Genomic DNA, 23,412 nt, shown 5'->3' on the forward strand with positions numbered 1-23,412 from the left:
ATTCTTTAATCTATGTTGCTAAACAATGCTGAGGTTGAAAATCGAAATACTATTCTAAAAGCTATCCATGATGAAGACGCCGAGGTTAAGGTTGTCGAAAACGCTATCTTGAGAGTAGATATTCAAGGAAGAGTAAAATACCTTAATGAGGCAGCAGCTAAGCTTTTAGATAAAGAATTTTCTACAGAACTGTTAGCTGATTCTTCCATCCTAAATATTGTCTCTACTGAAGAATTAAAATTGTTCTGGAGAAAATTTAAAGAGGTAATTACTGGTCAGGTCTCATTCTACACCTTCCAAAATCAACATTTTGAGAGCGCTGTTTTTATGCAGTTATGCCCCGTATTTAATGAGGTAGGTAGAGTAGATGCTGTAGATGTTTTATTATCTCAGAATAAGCTAAATAGTGTTAGCAAAGCAGAAGATAAGTTAAGAAAAATCTTAGAAAATGCTTCAATTGGCATTCTATTAACCAAACCCACCGGAATCGTCTTAGATTCTAATAAAGCTGCACGAGATATGTTTGGCTATTCTAAAGCTGAACTCTTAGAAGTGCCCAGAGAGATCTTGTTTGAAACAAGGCATCCTCGCATTGATAATCTATTAAAAGATGGATCCAAAAATGGTTTTGCCAGTGGAGAGCTTAAAGCTTATAAAAAAGACGGTACAGAATTTTTAGTAGAAGTGTATTCAACCTTATTTGAAAATGATAAAAATGAACTATTAACCAGTACTGTGCTAATCGATATTACAGAGAGAAAAGAGAATGAAATAAAATTGCAGAAAGCGACTCAAATTTTTGAGTCATTATTTAATAATTATCCAGATGCAGTATATTCTTTTGATTTGGATGGGAAATTTGTAAGTGTTAATCAAAGCGGACTCGATTTAATTGAAGCAAATCTAGAGGAAGTTTTAGAGCATGATTACAATAAGATGTTTCCTGAGGATGAATTGGTAAAGGTTTGGAAACATTTCAATGAAGCTTTAAAAGGAAGCGTAGAAAATTATGATGTCGATTTTATTAGTCATAAAGGCAACAGAATGCGAATTAACATCACTAATTTTCCTGTAATTTTTAATGATGAGATAACGGGTGTTTTTGGAATTGCTAAAGATATCACCGTGCTAGAGGAGAGTAAGATTAAGATCGCTCAAAGTGAAAAACGATTCAAGAATATTTTAGATCAATCTCAAGATATTATTTGTACTGTTAGCAAGGATGGAGATTTTCTAGAAGTAAGTGCTGCAAGTAAGGAAATTTGGGGATATGAGCCAGAAGAGCTAGTTGGTCTAAATTATTCCAAAGTTATTTATCCTAGAGATATACCAAAAACTCAGAAAGCGTGGTATCAAAGCATTCAAGGTGTTATTATCACAAATTTTTCTAATAGATATATACATAAGGAAGGAAAAATAGTTCCTGTAATTTGGTCTGTGAAATGGAGTGCTAAAGATCAAATAATGTATTGTGTAGCAAAAGATGCTACCCAAATTAAAGCAGCAGAGCAGAAGATAATTGAAGATAGAAACATGCTTCGTGCAATTATTGATAATATTCCAGATTATATTTTTGTGATAAATAGAAATCACGAAACCATCTTAACCAATACAAAATTCTATTCAGAATATTTAGGGAAATATTCTGAAAAGGATACTCTTAAACTTCAACCTAAGGATTATTTTCCTGAGGAGGAAGCAAAAGAAATTATGTTAGATAACCAGAGGGTAATAGATTCTGGAATTCCGGTAATTAATAGGGAAGATGTTATAAATAGTCGCACGGGAGAAAAGGAAGTAATTTCTCTAAGTAAGGTGCCTTTTAAGAGTAAGGATAAGATCATAGGTTTAGTAGGAATAGGTAGAAATATTACAGATACTTATAATTTTCAGCAAGAACAACAGCTTGTTCAAGACCTAATAGAAATCTTAAACAGATCTGAAGATTATAAATCTGGACTAATTGCCACCATAGTAAAAATTAAGCAGTATTTTAAATTCGAAAGTGCGGAAGCCTGGGAAGTTGGTTTCGCCAAGAAGAATATAAGGTTGATTAGTATGTCTAATGCAGATGATCTGCCGGATATTAAAGTGAGTTCTAAAGTCTTAGAATATGGAGAAGGTTTGCCTGGAATAACCTGGAAAGAGGAAGAGGTACATGTAAGCCTAAATGAAGGAAATGAAACCTCCAAGCAGAATTTGGCCGTGGGTGTTCCCGTAAAGGTAGAAGGAGAGACTATTGCAGTTCTTAGTTTTTATTCCTCGGAAAAAAAACTATGGGATGATAATTTATCTGATCGAATTTCAAGAATAGTCTATCAAATTTCTTCCAGTTTACATCGTAAATCTACGGAAGGGCAGTTAAATAACATGTTTAATTATTCTCCAAACCTAATTGCTATTATTGGTACCGATGGATATTTAAAGGAGATAAATCCAGCATTTAGAAAAGTTTTTGGGTTTGAAAGGGAAGAGTTATTAAATACACCCTTTAAAAAATTCTTACATCCATCTGAAGCTGATGACGCTTTACTTAGGTTGGAAAAGGTAGCCAATGGTAAATCTTCAGAATCTTTCCAAAATAGATGTTTAGCTAAAGATGGAACCTGGAAATGGATTAGCTGGACTCCCTCAAATATTATCGAAGAAAAAGGTATTTTATATCTATTTGGTATAGATATTACCCCAATAAAATCTGCCAACCTAGAACTTTTAAAATATAAGAATATAGTTGAAAGTTCTAAGATAGGAGTTGGCCTTATAGATTTCTATACGGAAGAGGTTTTTATTAATAAGGCCTTGAAAAGCATACTTGGTAAGAATGCTTCAAGAGTTAACAATTTACAGGCGGTGAAAGAAATGTATGGAGATCCGGAGCTTGTTAATGAAGTATTTACCCAATTAAATGCTGGTAAATATTGGAATGGAGATATTCAATTTCTAAGCGGAAATAATAAAAAGTTATTTTTCCATTTGAATGCAGGTCCTGTTTTTAATGAGAATAAGGAGCTGGTAGCGCTATTTGCTTTGCATACTGATATTAGCGAAAGGAGACAGTACGAAGCTACTTTGAAAAAATACAACTATCAGATCAATAACATTTTAGAAAGTATTACCGACGGATTTTTCTCCTTGGATAAGGATCTTAAAGTAACCTATTGGAATAGAGAAGCAGAAGAATTACTTAATTTACCTAAACACGTAATTCTTGATAAAAATATTAAAGAATTTGCCGCTCGAAATGAAAGCCTTAAATTTTTTGATAAATTAGAAGATGTCATCAAAATTGGTAGAAAGATATCTTATGAAGAATATCTTGAGGTAAGAGATCAATGGTTTGAAGTGAATATCTATCCTAGTAATGAAGCATTTTCAGTTTATTTCAAAGATATAACCGATAGAAAAAAGGTGGATGAACAGATTAGAATAGCGAAAGAACGCTATGATCTGGTATCTCGTGCTACGCAAGAGGCCGTTTATGATTGGGATATTGAAAGCAACATCTTAATTTGGAGTGATGCTTATTATGCTGTTTTTGGATATGAAAAGAAATCTGAAAATGAATCTCTATTAGACTGGGAATCTCATTTATTTAAGGAAGATAAAAATCGAGTTCTTAGTGCCTTACAAAAAGTACTCGACTCGAAAGATTCCACCTGGCAAATAGAATATAGATTAATTGATACAAAAGACAAAATAACTTATGTCTTGGAACGAGGTTTCATTATTAGAGATAAGGAGAAGAAACCAGTTAGAATGATAGGTTCTCTTCAGGATGTTACAAAACTCAAACAAAATGAAAGAGATTTGGAAGAGCTCAATCTTAAATTGAGTAAAAGAGCTTATGATCTCAAAGTTTCCAATCAGGAATTAGAACAATTTGCTTATATCGCATCTCATGATCTACAAGAACCACTAAGAATGGTTACAAGTTTCTTAGGGCAGCTTAAAAAGAAATATGATGATCAATTAGATGAGAAAGCTCAAAAATACATCTATTTCGCTAACGATGGGGCAGTGAGAATGCGTCAAATTATTTTAGATCTTCTAGAGTATTCAAGGGTTGGAAGATTATCTTACCAAATGGAGGAGATAGATCTTAACATTCTTGTTGATGAGGTTGTAATATTGCATCAAAATACGATAGCTGAAAAAAAAGCGATTATTAAATACGATCATTTGCCCACTATCAAAGCAGCTAAGACTCCGCTACTAAGTGTACTATCCAATTTAATAAGCAACGGATTAAAATATCAAAATGGGAATAGCTATCCTGAAATTCTTATAAATGTTAAGGATCTGGGAGATAAGTGGGAATTTATTATATCTGATAATGGTATTGGTATAGATCCTCAGTTTTCTCGTAAAATATTTATTATCTTTCAAAGGCTGCATTCAAAAGAGAGTTATTCAGGAACAGGGATTGGATTAGCTATAAGTAAGAAGATAATTGAAAATCACGGCGGAACTATTTGGCTTGAATCTGCCTTAGAAAAAGGAAGTATTTTTCATTTTACTATCAAGAAACAATTTTAGTATATTTACATACCCCAACGAAACTTAACCCCTATGAGTCCCATAAATATCTTATTGGTAGAAGACAATGAAGGAGATATATTATTAACTACCGAGGCACTAACTGAAGGCAAAATTGCCAATAAAGTTGATGTAGTCAAAGATGGATACGAAGCTATTTTGTATCTAGAGAATAAAGGCAGATATGTTGATGCAGCTACCCCAGATCTCATACTTTTAGATGTAAATCTTCCTAAGTTACATGGGCACGAGGTTTTAGAAAAAATAAAGTCCAAGGAGCAGTTAAAACATTTACCGGTTATTATGCTTAGTACATCATCTTCTTCAGAAGATATTATGGCATCCTATAAAAATCAGGTAAATTGTTATATTACGAAGCCTGTTGAGGCAGAAGACTTTTTAAAAGTGATTTCTTCTATAGAGCAATTTTGGATCTCTGTGGTTAAACTTCCTAGTAGTAAATAGGCTTAGATTTGAAAAATACTAAACTCAATATACTTGTAATTGAAGATCACTTAGGTGATTATATTCTCATCGAAGATTATCTCAACGAGGAGCATTTAAATATTAGTTTAACCCGAGCAGCACGATTCTCTGAAGCCAAGGAACTTCTTATTCATAAGCATAAATTTGATGTAGTACTATTAGATCTTTCCTTACCAGATGCAGATAACAATGAAGATCTTGTAATTTCTGTAGTAGCATTGGCGCCTAAAATACCGGTAATTGTACTTACGGGCTTTGCAGATAAAGATTTTGGAGTAAAGACCTTAAATTTAGGAATTTCAGATTACCTTTTAAAGGATGATCTTAATGCAGCGCAATTATCAAAAAGTATTTACTATAGCATAGAGCGTAATATTACTACAATACAGCTGGGCGAATCTGAGAAAAAGTATAAAAACTTATTTGATTCCAGTCCGCTACCAATGTGGGTTTTAGATAGGAATAGCTTACAGTTTCTTAGCGTAAATTCTGCGGCTATTAATTTATACGGATACTCCCAGGAGGAATTTCTCAATATGACGGTTAAAGATCTTTGGGCGGAAGATGAGGCTGTTAGAATTGAAAAGATATGGAAGAATTGTATACATACTTTTCTTAAAACTAGTGTAAAGCATTATACTAAGAGCGGAGAAATTATTGAGCTTGAAATTAAAAGCAATCCTATAGAGTTTGATGGTAAAAAAGCGAGGGTAACATTAGCTACAGATATTACTGCAAGAGTACAGGCGGAAAAGGCTTTGATCTTGAGTGAACAGCGATATAAAGCACTAGTTCAAGAAGCATCAGAACTAGTAATGATCTTAAATTTTGAAGGGGCTTATACGTATGTTAGTCCATCATCAAAAATGATATTAGGAATTGACCCCGACCTTATATTAAATAGTAATTTCTTTCATCTTATACATCCGGAAGATCTGGCTAGTGTGAAGGAAGATTTTCTTAAATTAGAACATACTAAGCGTATTCAGTTAAAGTCATTTAGGGTAAGGTCTAAGTCTGAAGAATGGAGATGGCTTGAGACCATTCTTACAAATCTAACTCATGATCCTTCCGTAGGTGGAATTGTTGCAAACTCAAGAGATATAACAGATTTTGTAGAGCAGGAGAACAAGCTTATTGAAAGTCTTCTTCGATATAATATTGTAGCTAAAGCCACGAGCGATACTGTTACAGATTATGATGTACAATTAGATAAAATGGAATATAATGAGGGTATGGAAAAGATGTTTGGCTATACCCAAGAGCAGGTAGGTACTAAAGGAGATTGGTGGGATGAAAAAGTACATCCGGAAGATAGAGATAAGGTTAAGTTAAAAACTCAAGAATTGTATCTCTCTGGTGCTTCCAATTTACAAGTTGAGTATAGATTTCAATGTTCAGATGGAAGTTATAAGTATATTCTAGATAGAAGTTATCTGGTAACAGATGATTCTGGAAAACCTAAAAGAATGATAGGTTCTATGCAGGATATGACAGAAATATATGAATATATCAATACCATTAAAGATAGGAATGCGTGCTTAAAAGAAATAGCCTGGACGCAGTCTCACGTTGTTAGAGCCCCGTTAGCAAGAATTATGGCTATCATAGATCTGTTACAAGTTCAAGGAGGTTTAGGAGAGCAATCTAAACTTTTGGAATATATTGTAACTTCAGCTAAAGAACTAGATGAAATAATACGTAAGATCACAGAGAAAACTGAACAAGAAGTATAATGGCAAAGATCCTAATTATAGACGATGACAGTATTGTAGTTTTTGTGCAACAACGCATTCTTCAGAAATGTGGGGTTTCTCATGAACCATTGGCTTTCAAAAATGCTCAAGAAGGCATTAAATATTTGAGAAATACAACTATTCAGGAAAGAGAATACCTTATTTTTCTAGATATAAATATGCCAGAAATTAGCGGTTGGGAATTTCTAGAGATCTTGCAAAATTTGGAAGATACAGAAGATATTAAAGTGATAATGGTAACCTCTTCTATAGATTCTTGCGATAAGAAAAAGTCTATAGACTATAAAAATGTCTATTCATTTATTGAAAAACCAATTACAGTAGAACGATGCAATGAGTTAAGAACAGATCCAGAATTAGCCCAGTTCTTTCAATAAGATTAAAATCTTAGACATCATCATACTTTGGGTGTCCATCTTCAATTTTCTCATCTGCCCATTTTTTTTCATCTTCGTCTGGCTCTTCTGGCTCATCTTGCAACAGTTCTGCTCTAGGTTCAAAATTAAGTTTTATGAACATTGGGAAATGATCTGAGCCTATGCTTTTTAACCTTGCTATCTCTACCAATGTAAAATCGCAGGTGTGAAATACATGGTCTAAGGGCCATCTTAAGAGTGCATAACCTGTATGAAAAGTATTGTAGAATCCTCTTCCAATTCTAGGATCTAAAAGTCCGCTTAATTCTCTAAATAATTTAGTGGTTCTAGACCAAGCAACGTCGTTAAGATCTCCAATGAGCAATACAGATTCTTGATCTTTTTTTACATCTCTACCTACAAATAACAATTCTGCGTCTCTATTTGTAGAATTATCATCCTCGGTTGGGCTTGGAGGTTTTGGGTGTAGGCAGTGTAATTTTATTTTCACCCCATTATTCATAATTATGTATCCGTGAATAGAGGGAATCTCTTCAGTAATAATGTATTTGATATCTATATCTTCTAATTTCAATTTTGAATATAGATGCATTCCATATAAATTATCTTTGGGAATTTTAACGGTATATGGATAATCCTCTTCAATAACAGCCAATTCATTCTCCCATCTTTCATCGGTCTCTAAGGTTAATAAAATGTCTGGCTTGTATTCATTTACTCTATCTATTAGCTTATCAGACCTTTTATTAGTGGTAAGTACGTTGCTAACAAGAATGGATATTATAGCATCATCATCGCTTCCCTGAAATTCCAGAACCTGCTTTTTTGCAAATAGGGTATAAGGATAAATTTTTACAGCCTGATAGATAAAGCTCAATGCTAGAAGAAGCACCAACCCAATCTGCCAATAGCTGTCGAAAGAATATACTTCTATGGAGAAAGCAATGGTAAGTAAAATTAAAAAGCTTATTTGTATACGAGGGAAGTCAAACCCCCTTATCCACCACTGATCAAATTTTGTAAGTGATGCAATGGTTGGAATTAACATTATAATCCCGAAAATAGTAACAATTAATTGGAAGGTATTCATGCATGCAAATTTAAAAACTTTCTAATGATAATAGATTTATAAATTTTCTATTAAATAAAATGAGCTTTTTTATAAGTATCGTATTTTACTAGATGCCTATTCTGAAAAATTAGCGCTATAGACTTTTACTAGGTCAATTAACTTCAATTGATTTCCTCTTAGCCGTCTTTTAGTAATCTATTCAAATCTCTTATAACTCCATAAATAATATATAGTTTTTAAGAAAAGAATAACAGCAATATGGTATATATCTACATAGGCAATCTAGAATTAAGATTTTTTAATTAACAAAAATTTAGCCCGTGTTGATTTGCCAAAGCTTTCGTATTCCATCTGAAATGGCTTAACTTTAAACTATGAAAAAGAAGAATGATAGCATTAGAAATGGTTTTGTGTTCAAAAAATTTGAAGAGCCGGAAAAATCTCCATTTGACAAGCTCTTTGAGATTTTTAAAGAATTAATAACCCATACTTCTGGAGATTTTGATGAAGCCATAGATTGGCTTAGACAGTTGGACGTGGAGTATAAGCTTACCGATGAAGATTATACCATAGACGATTTTATTGAAGATCTTAAAAAGAAAGGCTTTATTAGGGAAGAAATAGATCCAGATGGAAATGGAGGTATGGCAATTACAGCTAAAACCGAAAGAGCGATAAGACAGCAGGCCTTGAACCAGATATTTGGGAAGTTAAAGCGTAGTGGATCTGGAAATCATTCTACAAAACATCAGGGAATAGGAGATGAGCATACAGGCGAGTTTAAAGATTATCAATATGGTGATTCTTTAGATAAGATCTCTATGACAGAAAGTTTGAAGAATGCCCAGATCAATCATGGAGCAGGAAGTTTCCAGATGACAGAGGATGACTTGGTAGTAGAAGAGACTCATCATAAATCTCAGATGAGCACAGTTCTAATGATAGATATAAGTCATAGTATGATATTATATGGAGAAGATAGAATAACTCCTGCAAAAAAGGTAGCAATGGCCTTGGCAGAACTTATAACTACCAGATATCCAAAAGATACTTTGGATATTCTTGTTTTCGGAAATGATGCATGGGCAATTTCTATTGGAGATCTTCCATATTTACGCGTAGGACCCTATCACACGAATACAGTGGCTGGTTTACAATTGGCAATGGATCTGCTACGAAGAAAGCGTAATACCAATAAGCAGATATTTATGATTACAGATGGGAAGCCTAGTTGTATTAGAGAACGAGATGGAACCTATTATAAGAACAGCGTTGGTTTGGATCCTTATATAATAGATAAATGCTACAATATGGCCCAACAAGCTAGAAAATTGCGCATTCCTATTACCACATTTATGATAGCACAAGATCCATATTTAGAACGTTTTGTGAGAGAATTTACGCAAGCTAATCATGGTAAAGCCTTCTTTACTGGATTAAAAGGACTTGGCGAAATGATCTTTGAAGATTATGAAAATAATAGAAAAAAACGCATAAAAGGATAATTAGAATCGTGATTTAGAAATATAAGCTCGATTGTAAATAAAAAGTTTAAAAGAAGAATTGAATATGAAAGTAGATGATATAAAGAATTTTGGTGAGCTCAAAAAATCCGGGTACCAGAGTAAAAGTATAAAAGAAGAATTAAGACAGAATTTAATTAAGAAGATCCAAAACGGAGAACCAGCTTTTGAAGGAATTTTTGGATACGATCATACGGTAATTCCAGAGTTGGAGCGTGCCATTTTATCTAAGCACAACATCAATCTACTAGGTTTAAGAGGTCAGGCTAAGACGAGATTAGCCAGATTGATGGTTAAATTATTGGATGAATATATTCCAGTAGTGGAAGGTTCTGAGATTAATGATGATCCCTTTCACCCAATTTCTCGCTATGCTAAAGAAATGATTGAAGAAAAAGGAGATGCTACTCCAATTTCGTGGATGCACAGAGAGGAACGATTTTTTGAGAAACTTGCTACTCCAGATGTTACTGTAGCAGATATTATTGGTGATGTAGATCCAATAAAAGCTGCTAATTTAAAGCTTAGCTATGCAGATGATAGAGTTATTCATTTTGGTATGATACCTAGAGCTAACAGAAGTATTTTTGTTATTAATGAATTGCCAGATCTACAAGCTCGTATACAAGTAGCACTATTCAACATATTACAGGAAGGAGACATACAAATACGAGGTTTTAAACTTAGATTGCCCCTAGATATGCAATTTGTATTTACTGCCAATCCAGAAGATTATACCAATAGAGGTAGTATTGTTACTCCACTTAAAGATAGGATTGGTTCCCAAATTCTCACTCACTATCCACACAATATAGAAATTGCTAAGGCTATAACTCAGCAAGAGGCTAAGCTAGATGCCCGCCAGACAGAAATGATATATGTTCCAGAACTTGCCAAAGATCTTTTAGAGCAAATTAGTTTTGAGGCTAGAGAGCATGAATTTATAGATGCAAGAAGCGGTATAAGTGCAAGATTAAGTATTTCTGCTTTTGAAAATCTTTTAAGCACTGCAGAACGAAGAGCAATAAAAAATGGAGAAGAAAAAACCCTACTAAGATTTGGAGATTTTCTTGGAGTAATACCGGCAATTACAGGAAAAGTAGAGCTTGTATATGAAGGAGAGCAGGAGGGAAGTGATTCTGTAGCTCAAGAATTAATTGGTGGTGCAGTAAAAACACTTTTTGTAAATTATTTTCCTAAAATAGAGAAACTAGAAAAGCCAGATGCAGAAAACCCTTACAACGATCTAGTAGAATGGTTTTTTGCTGAAAGCGGATTTGAATTACTAGATGAGCTTACAGATAAGCAATACAAAGAAAAGCTAGATTCTGTACCTCCATTAAATAAGCTTATAGAGAAATATCAACCAGAAGTTTCTGAAGAGGATAAATACTTTTTGAAGGAGTTTTTACTTTGGGGACTGGTGGAGTATAAGAAATTGAATAAATATAGATTCTCAGAAGGAATTCAGTTTAAAGATCTGTATGGAAGTTATATAAGCGGACTATAAAAATTAATTTTAAAAATATAATTATGAGTAAAGACAAAAATATTGCAGCACAAGAAAAATTTGCTGAAGCTATAAACACCGGGCAACTAGAAATGATTAGAGAAGTAGTTGCAGATAATGTGGTAGATCATGATCCTGCAGATATTCAGGGTCCAGGAGCTCAAGGTTTCATCGACTTTTTTACTATGATGAGATCTGCATTTCCAGATTTTCATGCTGAGGTTGCGCATATGGTTACAGATAAAGATAATGTATGCTTTGCATATACTGTTTCCGGAACACATAAGGGTGAGTTTATGGGGGTTTCACCAACAGGTAAAACATTTAGCGTTCGTGGAATGCAAATTGGAAGATTTGAGAATGGTAAACTAATAGAACGTTGGGGAAGTACAGATGAGCTTGGGATTTTAAAGCAAATTGGAGTTAAACCTGTAAGTTAATTAACAAAATTCATCTTATATTAAAAAAGCTCAGAGATATCCCTGAGCTTTTATATTTTTAGTCTTGATGGCTTAGCGTTTATATTTTGCTGAGCTTCCCTCTTTAGGTATGGAATTCTCTATAAAAGAGCGAATATCATTATTTGCAGATTTTAGATCTTCATTTCTAAGATACATCATATGTCCGCTTCTGTAGGCTTTAAAGCTTAACCTATCTTTCATTTTACCACTAGGGTCTAATTGCCACATACTGTATTTAGCATTAAAATAAGTACATGCACCATCATAATAGCCAGATTGGATCATCACATTTAAGTTTGGATTTTCTGCCATAGCTTGTCTTAGGTTTTCCCCTGTATTGTCATTATCCCTATCCCATGGGTAAACAGATCCAAACATATTATATTTTACATCTGTTTTAAAGTCAAGATCATTATTTAAATAATAATTTATAGATGGAGTAAATGAATGTAACCATGAATTCAACTCGGAGTTATAATCTGGAGAATCTCCGGCAGCTTTGGCATCTATTCCTAAATATCTAGAATCTAGTCTTCCAATTGTATAACCACCTTCATCGCGTAAAAGTTCTTTCCAGAAATATTGAAAAGGAACAGCTAGATTGTTTTGAAGAATGGTCTTTTCAGAAATTCCAGAGTAGAAAGCTATTTTCGAAGCGATCGCTTTCTTTTCATTTTCCGGTAAAAATCCTCCATGTATCATTGCTGGCAGTAAGGTTTCTATGGTATATTTTTCCACCTCCGGTAATACCTCATCTAGATCTTTAGCTTGAAGTTCTTTTGGAAGCTTATTATGATACCATGCTGCTGCAGCAAAATATGGAAGTCTATTGGCAACTTCTACAGGACCATCTCGCTCTATCCCTATTTCTGTAGGAGAAACTAAAATTACTCCATTAAGATACATCCATTGAGCTTCTTGAAGTTCTAACGCTAATCCAGACACTCTATTGGTTCCATAACTTTCACCAATTAAATATTTAGGAGATAACCATCGATTCTTTCTTGAAACAAAAGTGTTTATCCATTCAGCTAGATATTTAATATCGGCATTTACACCAAAAAAATCCTTTTTATCAATATTGTCTATCTGGTCTTGCACAAATCTAGAATAGCCTGTGTTTATTGGATTTACATAAACTATATCTGCAATATCAAGAATGGAATAGGGGTTTTCTTTTACCCCATAAGGTTGAACCGGAAAGCCTTCATCATCTATTTTTAAAATTCTAGGGCCTGTATATGCTAAGTGCATCCATACTGAAGCAGAACCTGGCCCACCATTAAAGGAAATTACTAAAGGTCTGTTCTCTAGATTTTTAACATTATCCTTTTTATAATAAGTATAAAATAAACCAGCAACAGCTTTTCCGGCTTTGTTCCATACAGGTTGCATTCCTGCTTGAGTGGTGTACGCTATATTCTTACCATTAATATTTACAGAATGCTTAGAAACAACCATAGTATCTACAGGCAATTCCTTTTGAGCAAAGCTAATGGTAGTAAAAAATGTAAAAAATAGGAGATAATAAAATTTCATAAACGTGTAATTTATTTAAATATTAATGGAGGAGTATTATTTTTTCTTGTGCTTGTATCCTTCATCCTTAAAGATAATAATATAACTTAATGCAATTCCACCCATAGCAGCAATTAGAAAGAAAATTATAGCGAGCCCAGGATAACCTAAGAGCGTAAAACTGGTAGGTACTTTCATCATCATAGCAGCACCAACTATCATTGCAGCTATTATAAGGCCTAATGTAATTCTATTTGCTACTTTTTGAAAACCATCTGTAAACCTGCTTTCATCAATAGCATCAATCTTCATTCTAAATTCATTATTTGCCAGATTATGAGATATTTTATTTAATCGCTCCGGCAGGTTTTCAGATAACTTTTTTGACTCTAATAAGATAGAGAACATATTTTCCGGTTTCAATTCGTCATACATTTTATCTCTCATTATCTTATGGACATGAGTTTGTATGGCTTTCCGAAGGTCAAATTCTGGATCTAGAACAGCTATGATCTGATCCATGTTTAAAAGGATCTTTCCTAGAATATTTACTTCCACAGAAATATGAATTCCATTATCTGCAGCAATTCTATTCATCTGAATAAGCATTTTTCCGGTTTGCATATCCTTGGCCATCTGGTTTTGTCCGTCTGCCACTAAATGATTGATCACTTTTTTGAAGGTCTTAACATTAGAATCTTCATTTATCTCACTCATATTAAGAAGAACATCTGCCGTCGCTTCTCCATCATCATGGCTTAATGCAATTAGCAATTGTAAGATCTTTTGTTGAATATTAGGAGTGAACTTAGCAACCATTCCCAGATCTATAAGGGCTATAGTATCTTCTTTTGTGATATGAATATTTCCCGGATGTGGATCTGCATGTACAAAACCATCTGTAATGATCTGCTGTAAATAAGCCGCAACCAATTGATCTAACATAGGTGAAAGATCATTTTCTAATCTGTATAATGGTGAAATGCTGGTTATCTTTTTACCCTCAATAAATTCCATGGTAAGTACACGGGAAGAAGAATAATCTAATACAGGCTGGGGAACAGTGAGCAAGCTAAAATTTTTCAGATTTCTGCCTAAGCTTATCAAATTTTGAGCTTCTCTGTTATAATCTAATTCTTGTAATAATATATGTCTTAACTCTTCTAAAACTTCATCAAAAGCATATTTTTTACCGGTGGTGGTATGCTTTACTACAAAAGCAGCTATTTCTTTTAGCGTATCTAAATCATCTAGAAACATCTTTCTAATTCCCGGTCGCTGAATTTTTACGGCTACGGGTTTTCCAGATTTTAAAGTTGCTTTATGTACCTGCCCTATGGAGGCGCTAGCAATAGGTTTTTCCTCAAACGTATTGAAGGCTTTAGAAATTCTACTTCCAATTTCTTCTTCTACCAATTTGTGAACTTCAGAGAAAAGAATTGGAGGTACATTGTCTTGTAAAGTGGCTAATGCTTTGAGATAAGCATCTGGCAGCAAATCTGGTCTTGTAGATAGTAACTGCCCTAATTTGATATAGGTTGGCCCCATATTTTTCAGGTCTTCTACTAATTCTTCTGGAGACTGATCAAATTTTTCGATCACCTTTTCATCTCCTTGAGTTTCCTGTAATGCAGAATTTGCTGTATGGTTTAAAAGATCGCTATTCCAATATTTTAGCATAAAGCCAATAAACTTTTGATAGCGTACAAGATCGTCTGGAAGTATAGACATGATATCTAATTTGGTTTGTTTCAAAAATAAATATATCTATTTTAACCTATACCATTTAGATAAATAGGCAACTAATATCAACAGATAGTATATTATAAGTTCTAGATGAATATCACGAAAAATCTTTTTACAGAGATAATATCTTATTAAGATTATTAATATTATTAGGAGCTCCAAAGATATAGAGCAGATCTCCCTGTTCTATCTTGGTATCTGGAGAAATCTCTGTTAAATAGTGTTTATCTCTTTTAATGGCAAGTACAGTTACACCGTAATCTCGCCCTATTCCGGCACCTTCTATGGTTTTGCCAACTACAGAGTTGGTTCCTTGTTGTACACTTAGGGTTACGATTTCTTTATTCGGAATATTTAAATGCTTATAGGATGGGGAGTGCGGGCCTTCCTTTATGCTAGTCAGCATTTCATAGTCTGATGATCTAACCTGATTGATGAAATTTTGGATCTCATCAAAAGGAATAAGATATTTTCTAAGCACCCTACTAAAGATTTCTATAGAAGTTTCAAACTCTTCCGGGATTACCTCATCTGCTCCAAGCCTAATATTATCTTCTATCTCTCTAACGTATCTAGTTCTCACAATGATACACGCAGTTTGAGTAAAAGCTCTTACGGCCTGAATGATCTTCTTTGTGGCCGCGGGGTCTGAGATGGCAATTACCACCACCCTAGCTTCCTGCACATTTAAATGCTTTAAAATTACCGGGTTGGTTGCATCACCAAAAGTAATAGGCTCCTCTTTTTTCTTAGCTTCCTGAAATGCTTCCGGTTCCAGGTCTACAATTGTGTATGGAATATTAGTATTTCGGGCGGCTTTAGAAATATTCTTACCATTAATACCATAACCAATTATTACTAAATGATCTTTTAATGCTTCCTTTTGAACTTCTTCTTTTGGAGCGTTCTTTCTTAGATGATTCAATCTGTGTTTTACGGCTGTAGGGATGGGAATTCGAACCAAATAATATGTAAGTTGATTTGCATAGTTCATTATAAATGGGGTAAGTCCCATTGTAATAATAGAGATGGCTAAGAAATATTGATATAAATTTTCTCCTAACAATCCATTCTTTAAGCCTTCTGTAGATAATAAAAGAGAGAATTCTCCTACCTGAAAGATGGAAAATACCACCATAAAAACGGTTCTTGGAGGATATTTTAGCAATATTACTGTAAAAGCTATAATGAGCATTTTCAACAAGATCACACCTACAATCAATAATAAGATCCAGTGAATGTGGCTGAAAAAGAATTTTAAGTTCAATAAAGACCCAACAGAAATGAAGAAGAAACTTATAAATATTTCTCTAAATGGCAGCACGTTCGCTGTGGCCTGATGGCTATAATCGGATTCTGAAATAATAAGTCCCGCAAAGAAAGCGCCTAATGCTAAAGATAATCCTACAGAAGATGTTAACCATGCTATAGCGAAGCAAAATACGATTGTAGTTAGAATGAAAAGTTCTCTATTTTTGGTTTTCACTACCATTTTAAATACTCTAGGCACCACATAAATAGCCAAAAGATAGATCACGATACCTACTCCTAAGATCTTTAGTAATAAGATGCCTATGGTGAGCCAAATATTCTCTGCTTTTCCTGCTAATAATGGAGTTAAAAGCATCATGGGTACTACAATAATATCCTGGAATATTAATATGGCCACTGTAATTCTCCCGTGAGGAGAGGTAACTTCTCCTCTTTCTTGAAACAATTTTAGAACTATGGCGGTACTACTTAAAGAGAATAAGAACCCAAGAAATATCCCGCTATTAATATCTATTCCGAAGAAATAAGCAATAGCTGCGGTTATTAAAATAGTTCCTCCAACCTGAACACCACCACACAATAAGATCATCTTCTTCATAGAAGCCAGCCCTTTTAAAGAGAGTTCTATTCCGATAATGAACAATAGAAAAATGATACCAATTTCTGAGAGTAATTCTACCTCATGTCTGGAACTAATAAGGTTAAAAGCATGTGGCCCCGCGATAATTCCGGCTAACAAGAATCCAAGTAAAGAGGGTACCTTTAATTTTTGAAATACCAAGATGATAAAAATAGACAGCCCTAGTATTACTACGATGTCTTTTAAAATAGGTATTTCCATAGGTAGTTACTTGTTAGAATCTCTAAATGTAAAGCCTCAATTTACAAATAGGAAATTAATTTTAAAATTATTTAAATGATCTTGTCTAAGAACCTGAGAGTCTTTGCCTGAGGATTAAAAATAAAAAAGGCGACAATTAGTACATTGTCGCCTTTTATTCTCAATATAGAATTTATCCTTTTAACCAAGCTTTTCTAAGCATTACTGCTTTGCTATCTGCAGGAAGCTCTTTTGCGCCTAAAGTTACCTTCATATCTTTAGGAGTAAATATCTTTCCTTGAAATGAAATTTCTTTTCCATCTCTTTCTACAACCATGGTAAAGTTTTCTCCTTCTTTCCAATTCTGTGATGCCATAACAAGATCATAAGCATTTTGAATATTATAAGATGCTCCGTTAACGGTCTTGATAACATCTCCATTTTCAACTCCTAATTCTTTAAAAAATGAATTCAATTTAATTCCCTTTCTAAAGAAAAGACTCATGTTTTCTGGATTTCCATCTATATAAGGTACTCTACCATTTATAAAGAACGAGGTTTCGATTTCCTGTTCTGAAAATTCTAAACCTACAATTTCTAAAAATTCCTCGTATGGGATTGGAGTGGTTCCCGTAACGTATGTATCAAAGAAATCCTGAATCTCCGGATAGGTAAGTGATACAATTGTTGGAATTAGCTCTTCATCTTTAAATGGAGTATCTTTACCATATTTCTGGCTAAGCTTACTCATAAGATCTAAGATACCAGTTTTACCATCACTCAATTCGCGTAATTTAATATCTAAGGACATTCCAATTAGCGCACCTTTTTGATAAACATTATAATAGTCATTTTTATAAGGCTCTTCTAATATATTACGACTCATTACTGTAAAAGGAATGGTGTCATTAAAGTTTTTTGAACTTTCGATCTTTTCTGAAATTCTTCCATAAAATTCATCATTGCCAATAAGATCTTGATTGCTCTGAAATAGATTTGCGAAATATTCTGTTACGCCCTCATACATCCATAAATGCTCAGACATCTTAGGGTCATTATAATCGAAATAGTGAATTTCATTTGAATGCACACTTAATGGAGTAAGTATATGAAAGAACTCGTGAGAAACAACATCTGTCATAGATTGATTCAACTTATCTAAAGGCATAGTTTCGGGTAAAACTACTACTGTAGAGGTGTGGTGTTCTAAAGCACCATATCCTTTAGCATCTAATAGATTAGGGTCTGCTAAATAAAGAATAATAGCATAATTAGCAGTTTTATCTATATCTCCTAAAAAGTTTTTTTGAGCTGTAACCATTTTCTCAATTTCTGGCTTTATCTCTTTGGCACTATGAACACCATTTGGAGAATAAACATCTAGAAGAACTCTCATCCCTTTTATATTTATGTAGGCAGTATCTGGTTTTGCATACATAATAGGTTGATCTGTAATTTCAAAATACCTTGAAGCCTTAAAGAGATCTACCATAGTTTTAGGCGATACTTTATCTGGTGAAGAGTTTGCCGCCATTAAAGATGTACCCGGAGTAAGTCCCTCTGGTCTTTTAATTAGTAACTCATAAGGTTGTTCTGTAAGATTCTTGAAGTATCCCACAAACCCGTGAAGGTTCAGCATAAAATTCTTATCCTTATCTATATTAGTTCCAGAAGGGGAGAAAACTCCTTTTTCACCTTCCATATCAAAAGAATCATTTACGTAATAGGTAACCTTGTCTAATTGGGTTGCATTATCTATTAACCATGAATTTTCATCTGTTTTAGCAACTAATAGCTCATTCCCTAAATAGTCATATGCTTTTAAGTTTTCAATAAACTCACCATAATTATCTATACTATAGGTACCAGGAACAGTTTTAGGAATATAGAATGTGGTTTGATCTTCTGTGAACTTTCCAGGATCTACCGTCACTTTTACCTGATCATCTACAACATTTACAAGATCCATTTTCACCACCACAGGTTGAGGGGTAATATTTGATAGTTTTTGAGAGGTTTTACATCCAAACATTACAGAAAGTAATGATAGAGAGTATATTATTTTTTTCATTAAGACAAAATTTGTTGTTTTTAAATAAGACTAAGTTATACACCAAATGTTACACCAATTTTGGTTTTGAACCATTGTAATTGCTATAAAAATTGAAATTAAAATCAAGGAGTTAACCTTCTGTTAATAAAAACTTAAAGTAGGTTTTAATAAAAAATCCTTTATTGTAGCACCAAAATAAAAATGATTATGAAACAAAAATTACAATTTTTGGGACTGCTAATAGTCTCATTTTTAATGACTGGGAACCTTATCGCGCAGTCGGTCTTCGTTAATGAATTGCATTACGATAACCTAGGCGGAGATATAGAAGAAGGTATAGAGATTGCCGGGCCAGCAGGTACAAATCTAGAAGGATGGAGCATTGTAGAGTACAATGGAAATGGGGGAGTAGTTTCAGGAACTACCAATTTATCTGGAATTATACCAGATCTTCAAGGAGGCTTTGGAACCATATTTTTCCCAATTTCAGGATTGCAAAATGGATCTCCAGATGGATTTGCTTTAGTGAATAATTTAGAAGTAGTGCAATTTTTAAGTTATGAAGGTGTACTTACTGCCACAGCAGGTGTAGCTAGCGGACTTGAGAGTACAGATATTGGTGTAAAAGAAGATCCTGCTCCAGAGGCTGGTTTTTCATTACAACTTTCCGGAAGCGGACAAGAGTATCAAAATTTTACATGGCAATCTGCTGCATCCAATACTTACAATGCCGTTAATACCGGTCAGGATTTTGGGGGAGAAGTAGTACCACCAACTATTGTAATTAATGAAGTAGATGCAGATACAGAAGGGACAGATGTTCTGGAGTTTGTAGAATTATATGATGGGGGTGCTGGTAACAGTTCTTTGGATGGGAAGGTATTGGTGTTTTATAACGGATCTAATGATCTAAGCTATAATGCCATCGATCTTTCTGGTTATAGCACAGATGTAAATGGATATTTCGTTCTAGGAAATGCAGATGTGGAAAACGTAAGCTTACAATTTAATAGCAACGGACTTCAAAACGGAGCAGATGCAGTAGCACTTTTTGAAGGATATGCAGCAGATTTTCCAAATGGAACCGCAATTAGTACAGATAATTTAATAGACGCACTAGTCTATGATACTAATGATGCAGATGATGCAGGATTGTTAGTATTATTAAATGAAGGACAGTCTCAAATTAATGAAGATGGGAATGGAAATAAAGATGCGCATTCTTCTCAAAGATTTCCAAATGGTTCTGGTGGAGTAAGAAACACTGATACTTATACGCAGGCACTTCCAACGCCAGGAAAACCGAATACTAATATTTTAGAGCCGGTTTCTTTGGTGATAAACGAGCTAGATGCAGATACTCCAGGATCAGACACTCAGGAATTTTTAGAACTATACGATGGAGGAAAAGGGAATACTCCTTTAGACGGATTTATCGTTGTTCTTTATAATGGTAATAATGATCTAAGTTATAATACAATAGATCTTGCAGGGCAACTTACCAATGCAGAGGGATATTTTGTTATGGGTAATGCAGATGTTGCCAACGTGAATATGGTAGTTGCAAATAATACCTTTCAGAATGGTGCAGATGCCGTTGCAGTTTATCAAACTTCAGCTACCAATTTTCCGAATGGTTCTGCAATTAGCACAGATAATTTAGTAGACGCTTTGGTATATGGTACCGATGATCCTCAGGATGAAGAACTTATTGTACTTTTAAATGAAGGACAATTACAGGCAGATGAAAATGCAGCTGGGAATCAAGGAATACATTCCTTACAAAGAATCCCGAATGGGGAAGGTGGAGTAAAAAATACAGCTAATTATGTAGCTACAGACCCTACACCGGGCACAGAGAACGGAGCTTTAGCTCCACAAACAGAATTGATCACAATCTTAGAAGCTAGAAATGCTCTAGATGGAACCACCGTTACTATTACAGGAACACTTACAGTAAGCGATCAATTTAGAGGTTCTGCATACTTACAAGATGTTACTGGTGGTGTTGCAATTTTTGATGGTATGGTTCACGGAGATGGAACTTTTAATATTGGAGATAAAATTACCGTTACAGGAACAAAAAGCAGTTACAACGGGCAGATCCAAATTAGCCCTGTAGCGCGCGTAGATTTTGAGGGAGTTGCAGATGCACCTATAATACCTTTAGATATTACCGTAGCAGAACTTAGTCAGCACCCCGGAGAATTGGTACGTATTGCAGATGTAACATTTTCTGGATCAGGTGGTTTGATCTTTGGTAATGAGAACTATGTAGTTACTGATGATTCTGGTAATGGAGAATTAAGACTAGATGCAGACGTAAGTGGTTTGATAGGCAAGCAAATGCCAGCATCATGTTCCGAAGTTATTGGAGTAGTGGGTAGATATAATCAGATTTTCCAATTATTACCAAGATTGTCTACAGACCTTCCATGTGCAGATGTTTATGACAATTCTGGATCTGATTCTGATATTTCAAAAGATCTTACTTTTGATGTTGTAGCATGGAACATAGAGTGGTTTGGTGACGAAGGAAATTCTCCTGCCAAGGGTTCTCCAGACTCAGACGCTGTTCAAAAGGAACGCGTAAAAGCGATTCTCTTAGATCTTGAAGCAGATGTTATTGGTGTTGAAGAGATCTCAGACGATGTTCTTTTTGGAGAAATGGTTTCTGAAATGGAAGGATATGATTATGTATTATCTAATGCAACCTCTTATCCAGATTCACCAGGCGGTCAAAAAGTTGGATTTATCTATAGAACAGATGTAGTTTCGGTAAAATCTACAAGAGCAATGTTCACGTCGGTACATCCATTTTATGATGGTGATGGATCTCTTTTAGCAGATTATCCAGAAACTCCAGATAGATTTTACGCAAGTGGGAGATTGCCATTTATGATGGAAGCAGATGTTACTTTAAATGGGCAAACTAAAACCATTAATTTTGTTGAATTACATGCAAGAGCAAATGGAAGTACCAACTCACAGTCTAGATATGATATGAGAAAGTATGATGTGGAAGTATTGAAAGATTCATTAGATACTTACTATTCAGATAAGAATATTATTATTTTAGGAGATTATAACGATGATGTAGATGTTACCGTTGCAGATAATGTAAATACTACAGTAACCACTTATAATGCTTTTGTTCAGGATACTCAGAACTACGATATCTTAACAGCTGTTCTTAGTGCTCAAGGTTTTAGATCTTATGCTTTTAGAGAGAATATGATAGATCATATAGCTGTCTCTAATGAGCTTACAAATAATTATGTGGATGGAAGTGCACGTGTACATTACGAATATTTTAATAGTGATTTTACTACTACAGCATCAGACCATTTTCCTGTCTCTGTAAGAATGATTCTAAAAAGTGTTCAGGTTGCATCTATAGAAGCATCAAATGTTACTTGTAATGGAACCGCCACAGGTTCTGCAACTGTAATTGTAGAAGGTGGAGTTGCTCCTTATACCTATGTATGGAGTGATGGGCAAACAACCCAAACAGCTACCAGTTTAGTAGCGGGAACGTATACGGTTGTGATTACAGATGCATTATCAAATTCTGTTAATGCTGAAGTAGTAGTTGAAGAAGGACCAGCTTTAGAATTGGAAATGACTAAAGATGTAGTAGTATATTCTGGATATGATACCACATGTACTAGCATTGAAGCAGTTTCTGTTACTGGTGGGAGAGGTGAATATACGTATCTATGGAATACAGGAGATACTTCAAAAACCATAACTGTTTGTCCATCTGAAACAACTACATATTCTCTAGAAGTTACAGATGTATCGGGATGTTCTGTTACTGGTGAAGTTACTGTTACGGTAGAAGATGTAACTTGTGGAAACAATAAATGGAATCAAAAAGTTCAGGTTTGTTATAAAGGAAAAGCTTTCTGTGTCTCAAAAAATGCAGTACCTGCATTCTTAAGAAATGGTGGTAAGTTAGGATCATGCTCAGACAACCAGCTAGAGGTAGTGGTGGAGAAAGTGGTTGCATCACCAAACCCAACTAGAGGCCAAACTACTATTAGAATTACTGCTAGTATAGAAGCACAAGCCACTTTATATTTATATGACTTTAGAGGAAATGTAGTCATGCAAGATGCGGTAAAAATTAAAAAAGGAACTATAGATACCAATATCAATCTAAGTAGATATCGTACAGGAATATACTTTGTGAGAATTAAAGGTGAGAACTTTGAAAGTGAAGTTTTAAAGATCCTGAAATACTAATTTTAAACTAAAAACAACAAAAAAAAGAGGCGC

The 23,412-nt window shown here is 34.3% G+C and carries 13 protein-coding genes; 8 read left to right on the top strand and 5 right to left on the bottom strand.

Going from position 1 to position 23,412, the window contains the following annotated elements:
- The first annotated feature begins 12 nt into the window (after positions 1–12).
- Genes P163_RS17770 through P163_RS04710 form a run of 4 tightly spaced genes read left to right on the top strand, consistent with a single transcriptional unit; the run spans position 13 to position 7,156 of the window.
- The gene (locus P163_RS17770; protein ID WP_051931135.1) at positions 13–4,536 is read left to right on the top strand and encodes a PAS domain S-box protein; all 4,524 of its coding nucleotides are present in this window, start codon (positions 13–15) and stop codon (positions 4,534–4,536) included.
- A 33-nt stretch (positions 4,537–4,569) separates the two neighbouring features.
- The gene (locus P163_RS04700; protein ID WP_034888173.1) at positions 4,570–5,001 is read left to right on the top strand and encodes a response regulator; all 432 of its coding nucleotides are present in this window, start codon (positions 4,570–4,572) and stop codon (positions 4,999–5,001) included.
- An 8-nt stretch (positions 5,002–5,009) separates the two neighbouring features.
- Positions 5,010–6,758 carry a PAS domain S-box protein gene (locus tag P163_RS17775; protein WP_051931137.1) on the top strand — a complete coding sequence of 583 codons (1,749 nt, stop codon included), beginning with the start codon at positions 5,010–5,012 and terminating at the stop codon, positions 6,756–6,758.
- Entirely contained in the window at positions 6,758–7,156 is a 399-nt protein-coding gene (locus P163_RS04710) for a response regulator (RefSeq protein WP_034888175.1), read from the top strand. The genes P163_RS17775 and P163_RS04710 overlap by 1 nt, the downstream gene beginning before the upstream one ends.
- Before the next feature lie 10 nt (positions 7,157–7,166).
- On the opposite strand, the gene P163_RS04715 is transcribed toward P163_RS04710, so the two are convergent.
- Positions 7,167–8,246: an endonuclease/exonuclease/phosphatase family protein gene (locus tag P163_RS04715; RefSeq protein WP_034888177.1), complete on the bottom strand. Its 1,080-nt coding sequence runs from the start codon at positions 8,244–8,246 to the stop codon at positions 7,167–7,169.
- A gap of 356 nt (positions 8,247–8,602) precedes the next feature.
- Between P163_RS04715 and P163_RS04720 the strand changes: the two genes are divergently transcribed.
- The 3 genes from P163_RS04720 (at position 8,603) to P163_RS04730 (ending at position 11,701) form a co-directional block, all read left to right on the top strand.
- Positions 8,603–9,733: a vWA domain-containing protein gene (locus P163_RS04720; RefSeq protein ID WP_034888179.1), complete on the top strand. Its 1,131-nt coding sequence runs from the start codon at positions 8,603–8,605 to the stop codon at positions 9,731–9,733.
- Positions 9,734–9,797: 64 nt separating this feature from the next.
- Positions 9,798–11,261: a hypothetical protein gene (locus tag P163_RS04725; protein ID WP_034888192.1), complete on the top strand. Its 1,464-nt coding sequence runs from the start codon at positions 9,798–9,800 to the stop codon at positions 11,259–11,261.
- A gap of 23 nt (positions 11,262–11,284) precedes the next feature.
- Positions 11,285–11,701 carry an ester cyclase gene (locus tag P163_RS04730; RefSeq protein ID WP_034888194.1) on the top strand — a complete coding sequence of 139 codons (417 nt, stop codon included), beginning with the start codon at positions 11,285–11,287 and terminating at the stop codon, positions 11,699–11,701.
- Positions 11,702–11,773: 72 nt separating this feature from the next.
- Here the strand turns inward: P163_RS04730 and P163_RS04735 are convergent, their stop codons facing one another.
- The 4 genes from P163_RS04735 to P163_RS04750 all read right to left on the bottom strand — a co-directional run bounded on the left by P163_RS04735 (position 11,774) and on the right by P163_RS04750 (position 19,149).
- Positions 11,774–13,261, bottom strand: a complete 1,488-nt coding sequence (locus P163_RS04735; protein ID WP_034888196.1) for a S10 family peptidase — start codon at positions 13,259–13,261, stop codon at positions 11,774–11,776.
- Between the two features lie 36 nt (positions 13,262–13,297).
- Complete coding sequence (locus P163_RS04740) at positions 13,298–14,995, bottom strand: ABC1 kinase family protein (protein ID WP_231556155.1); 1,698 nt, start codon at positions 14,993–14,995, stop codon at positions 13,298–13,300.
- Positions 14,996–15,098: 103 nt separating this feature from the next.
- Positions 15,099–17,099 (bottom strand): cation:proton antiporter, encoded by a 2,001-nt coding sequence (locus P163_RS04745; RefSeq protein ID WP_034888200.1) that lies wholly within the window; start codon positions 17,097–17,099, stop codon positions 15,099–15,101.
- A 172-nt stretch (positions 17,100–17,271) separates the two neighbouring features.
- On the bottom strand, positions 17,272–19,149 hold the full coding sequence (locus tag P163_RS04750) for a peptidase M61 (RefSeq protein ID WP_034888202.1): 1,878 nt from the start codon (positions 19,147–19,149) through the stop codon (positions 17,272–17,274).
- A gap of 189 nt (positions 19,150–19,338) precedes the next feature.
- Here P163_RS04750 and P163_RS04755 point away from each other — a divergent pair, with 189 nt between their 5' ends.
- Complete coding sequence (locus tag P163_RS04755; RefSeq protein WP_034888343.1) at positions 19,339–23,379, top strand: T9SS type A sorting domain-containing protein; 4,041 nt, start codon at positions 19,339–19,341, stop codon at positions 23,377–23,379.
- Positions 23,380–23,412: the final 33 nt, after the last annotated feature.

Origin of the sequence: Gillisia sp. Hel_I_29, from assembly GCF_000744275.1 — a bacterium.
Taxonomy (GTDB): Bacteria; Bacteroidota; Bacteroidia; order Flavobacteriales; family Flavobacteriaceae; genus Gillisia.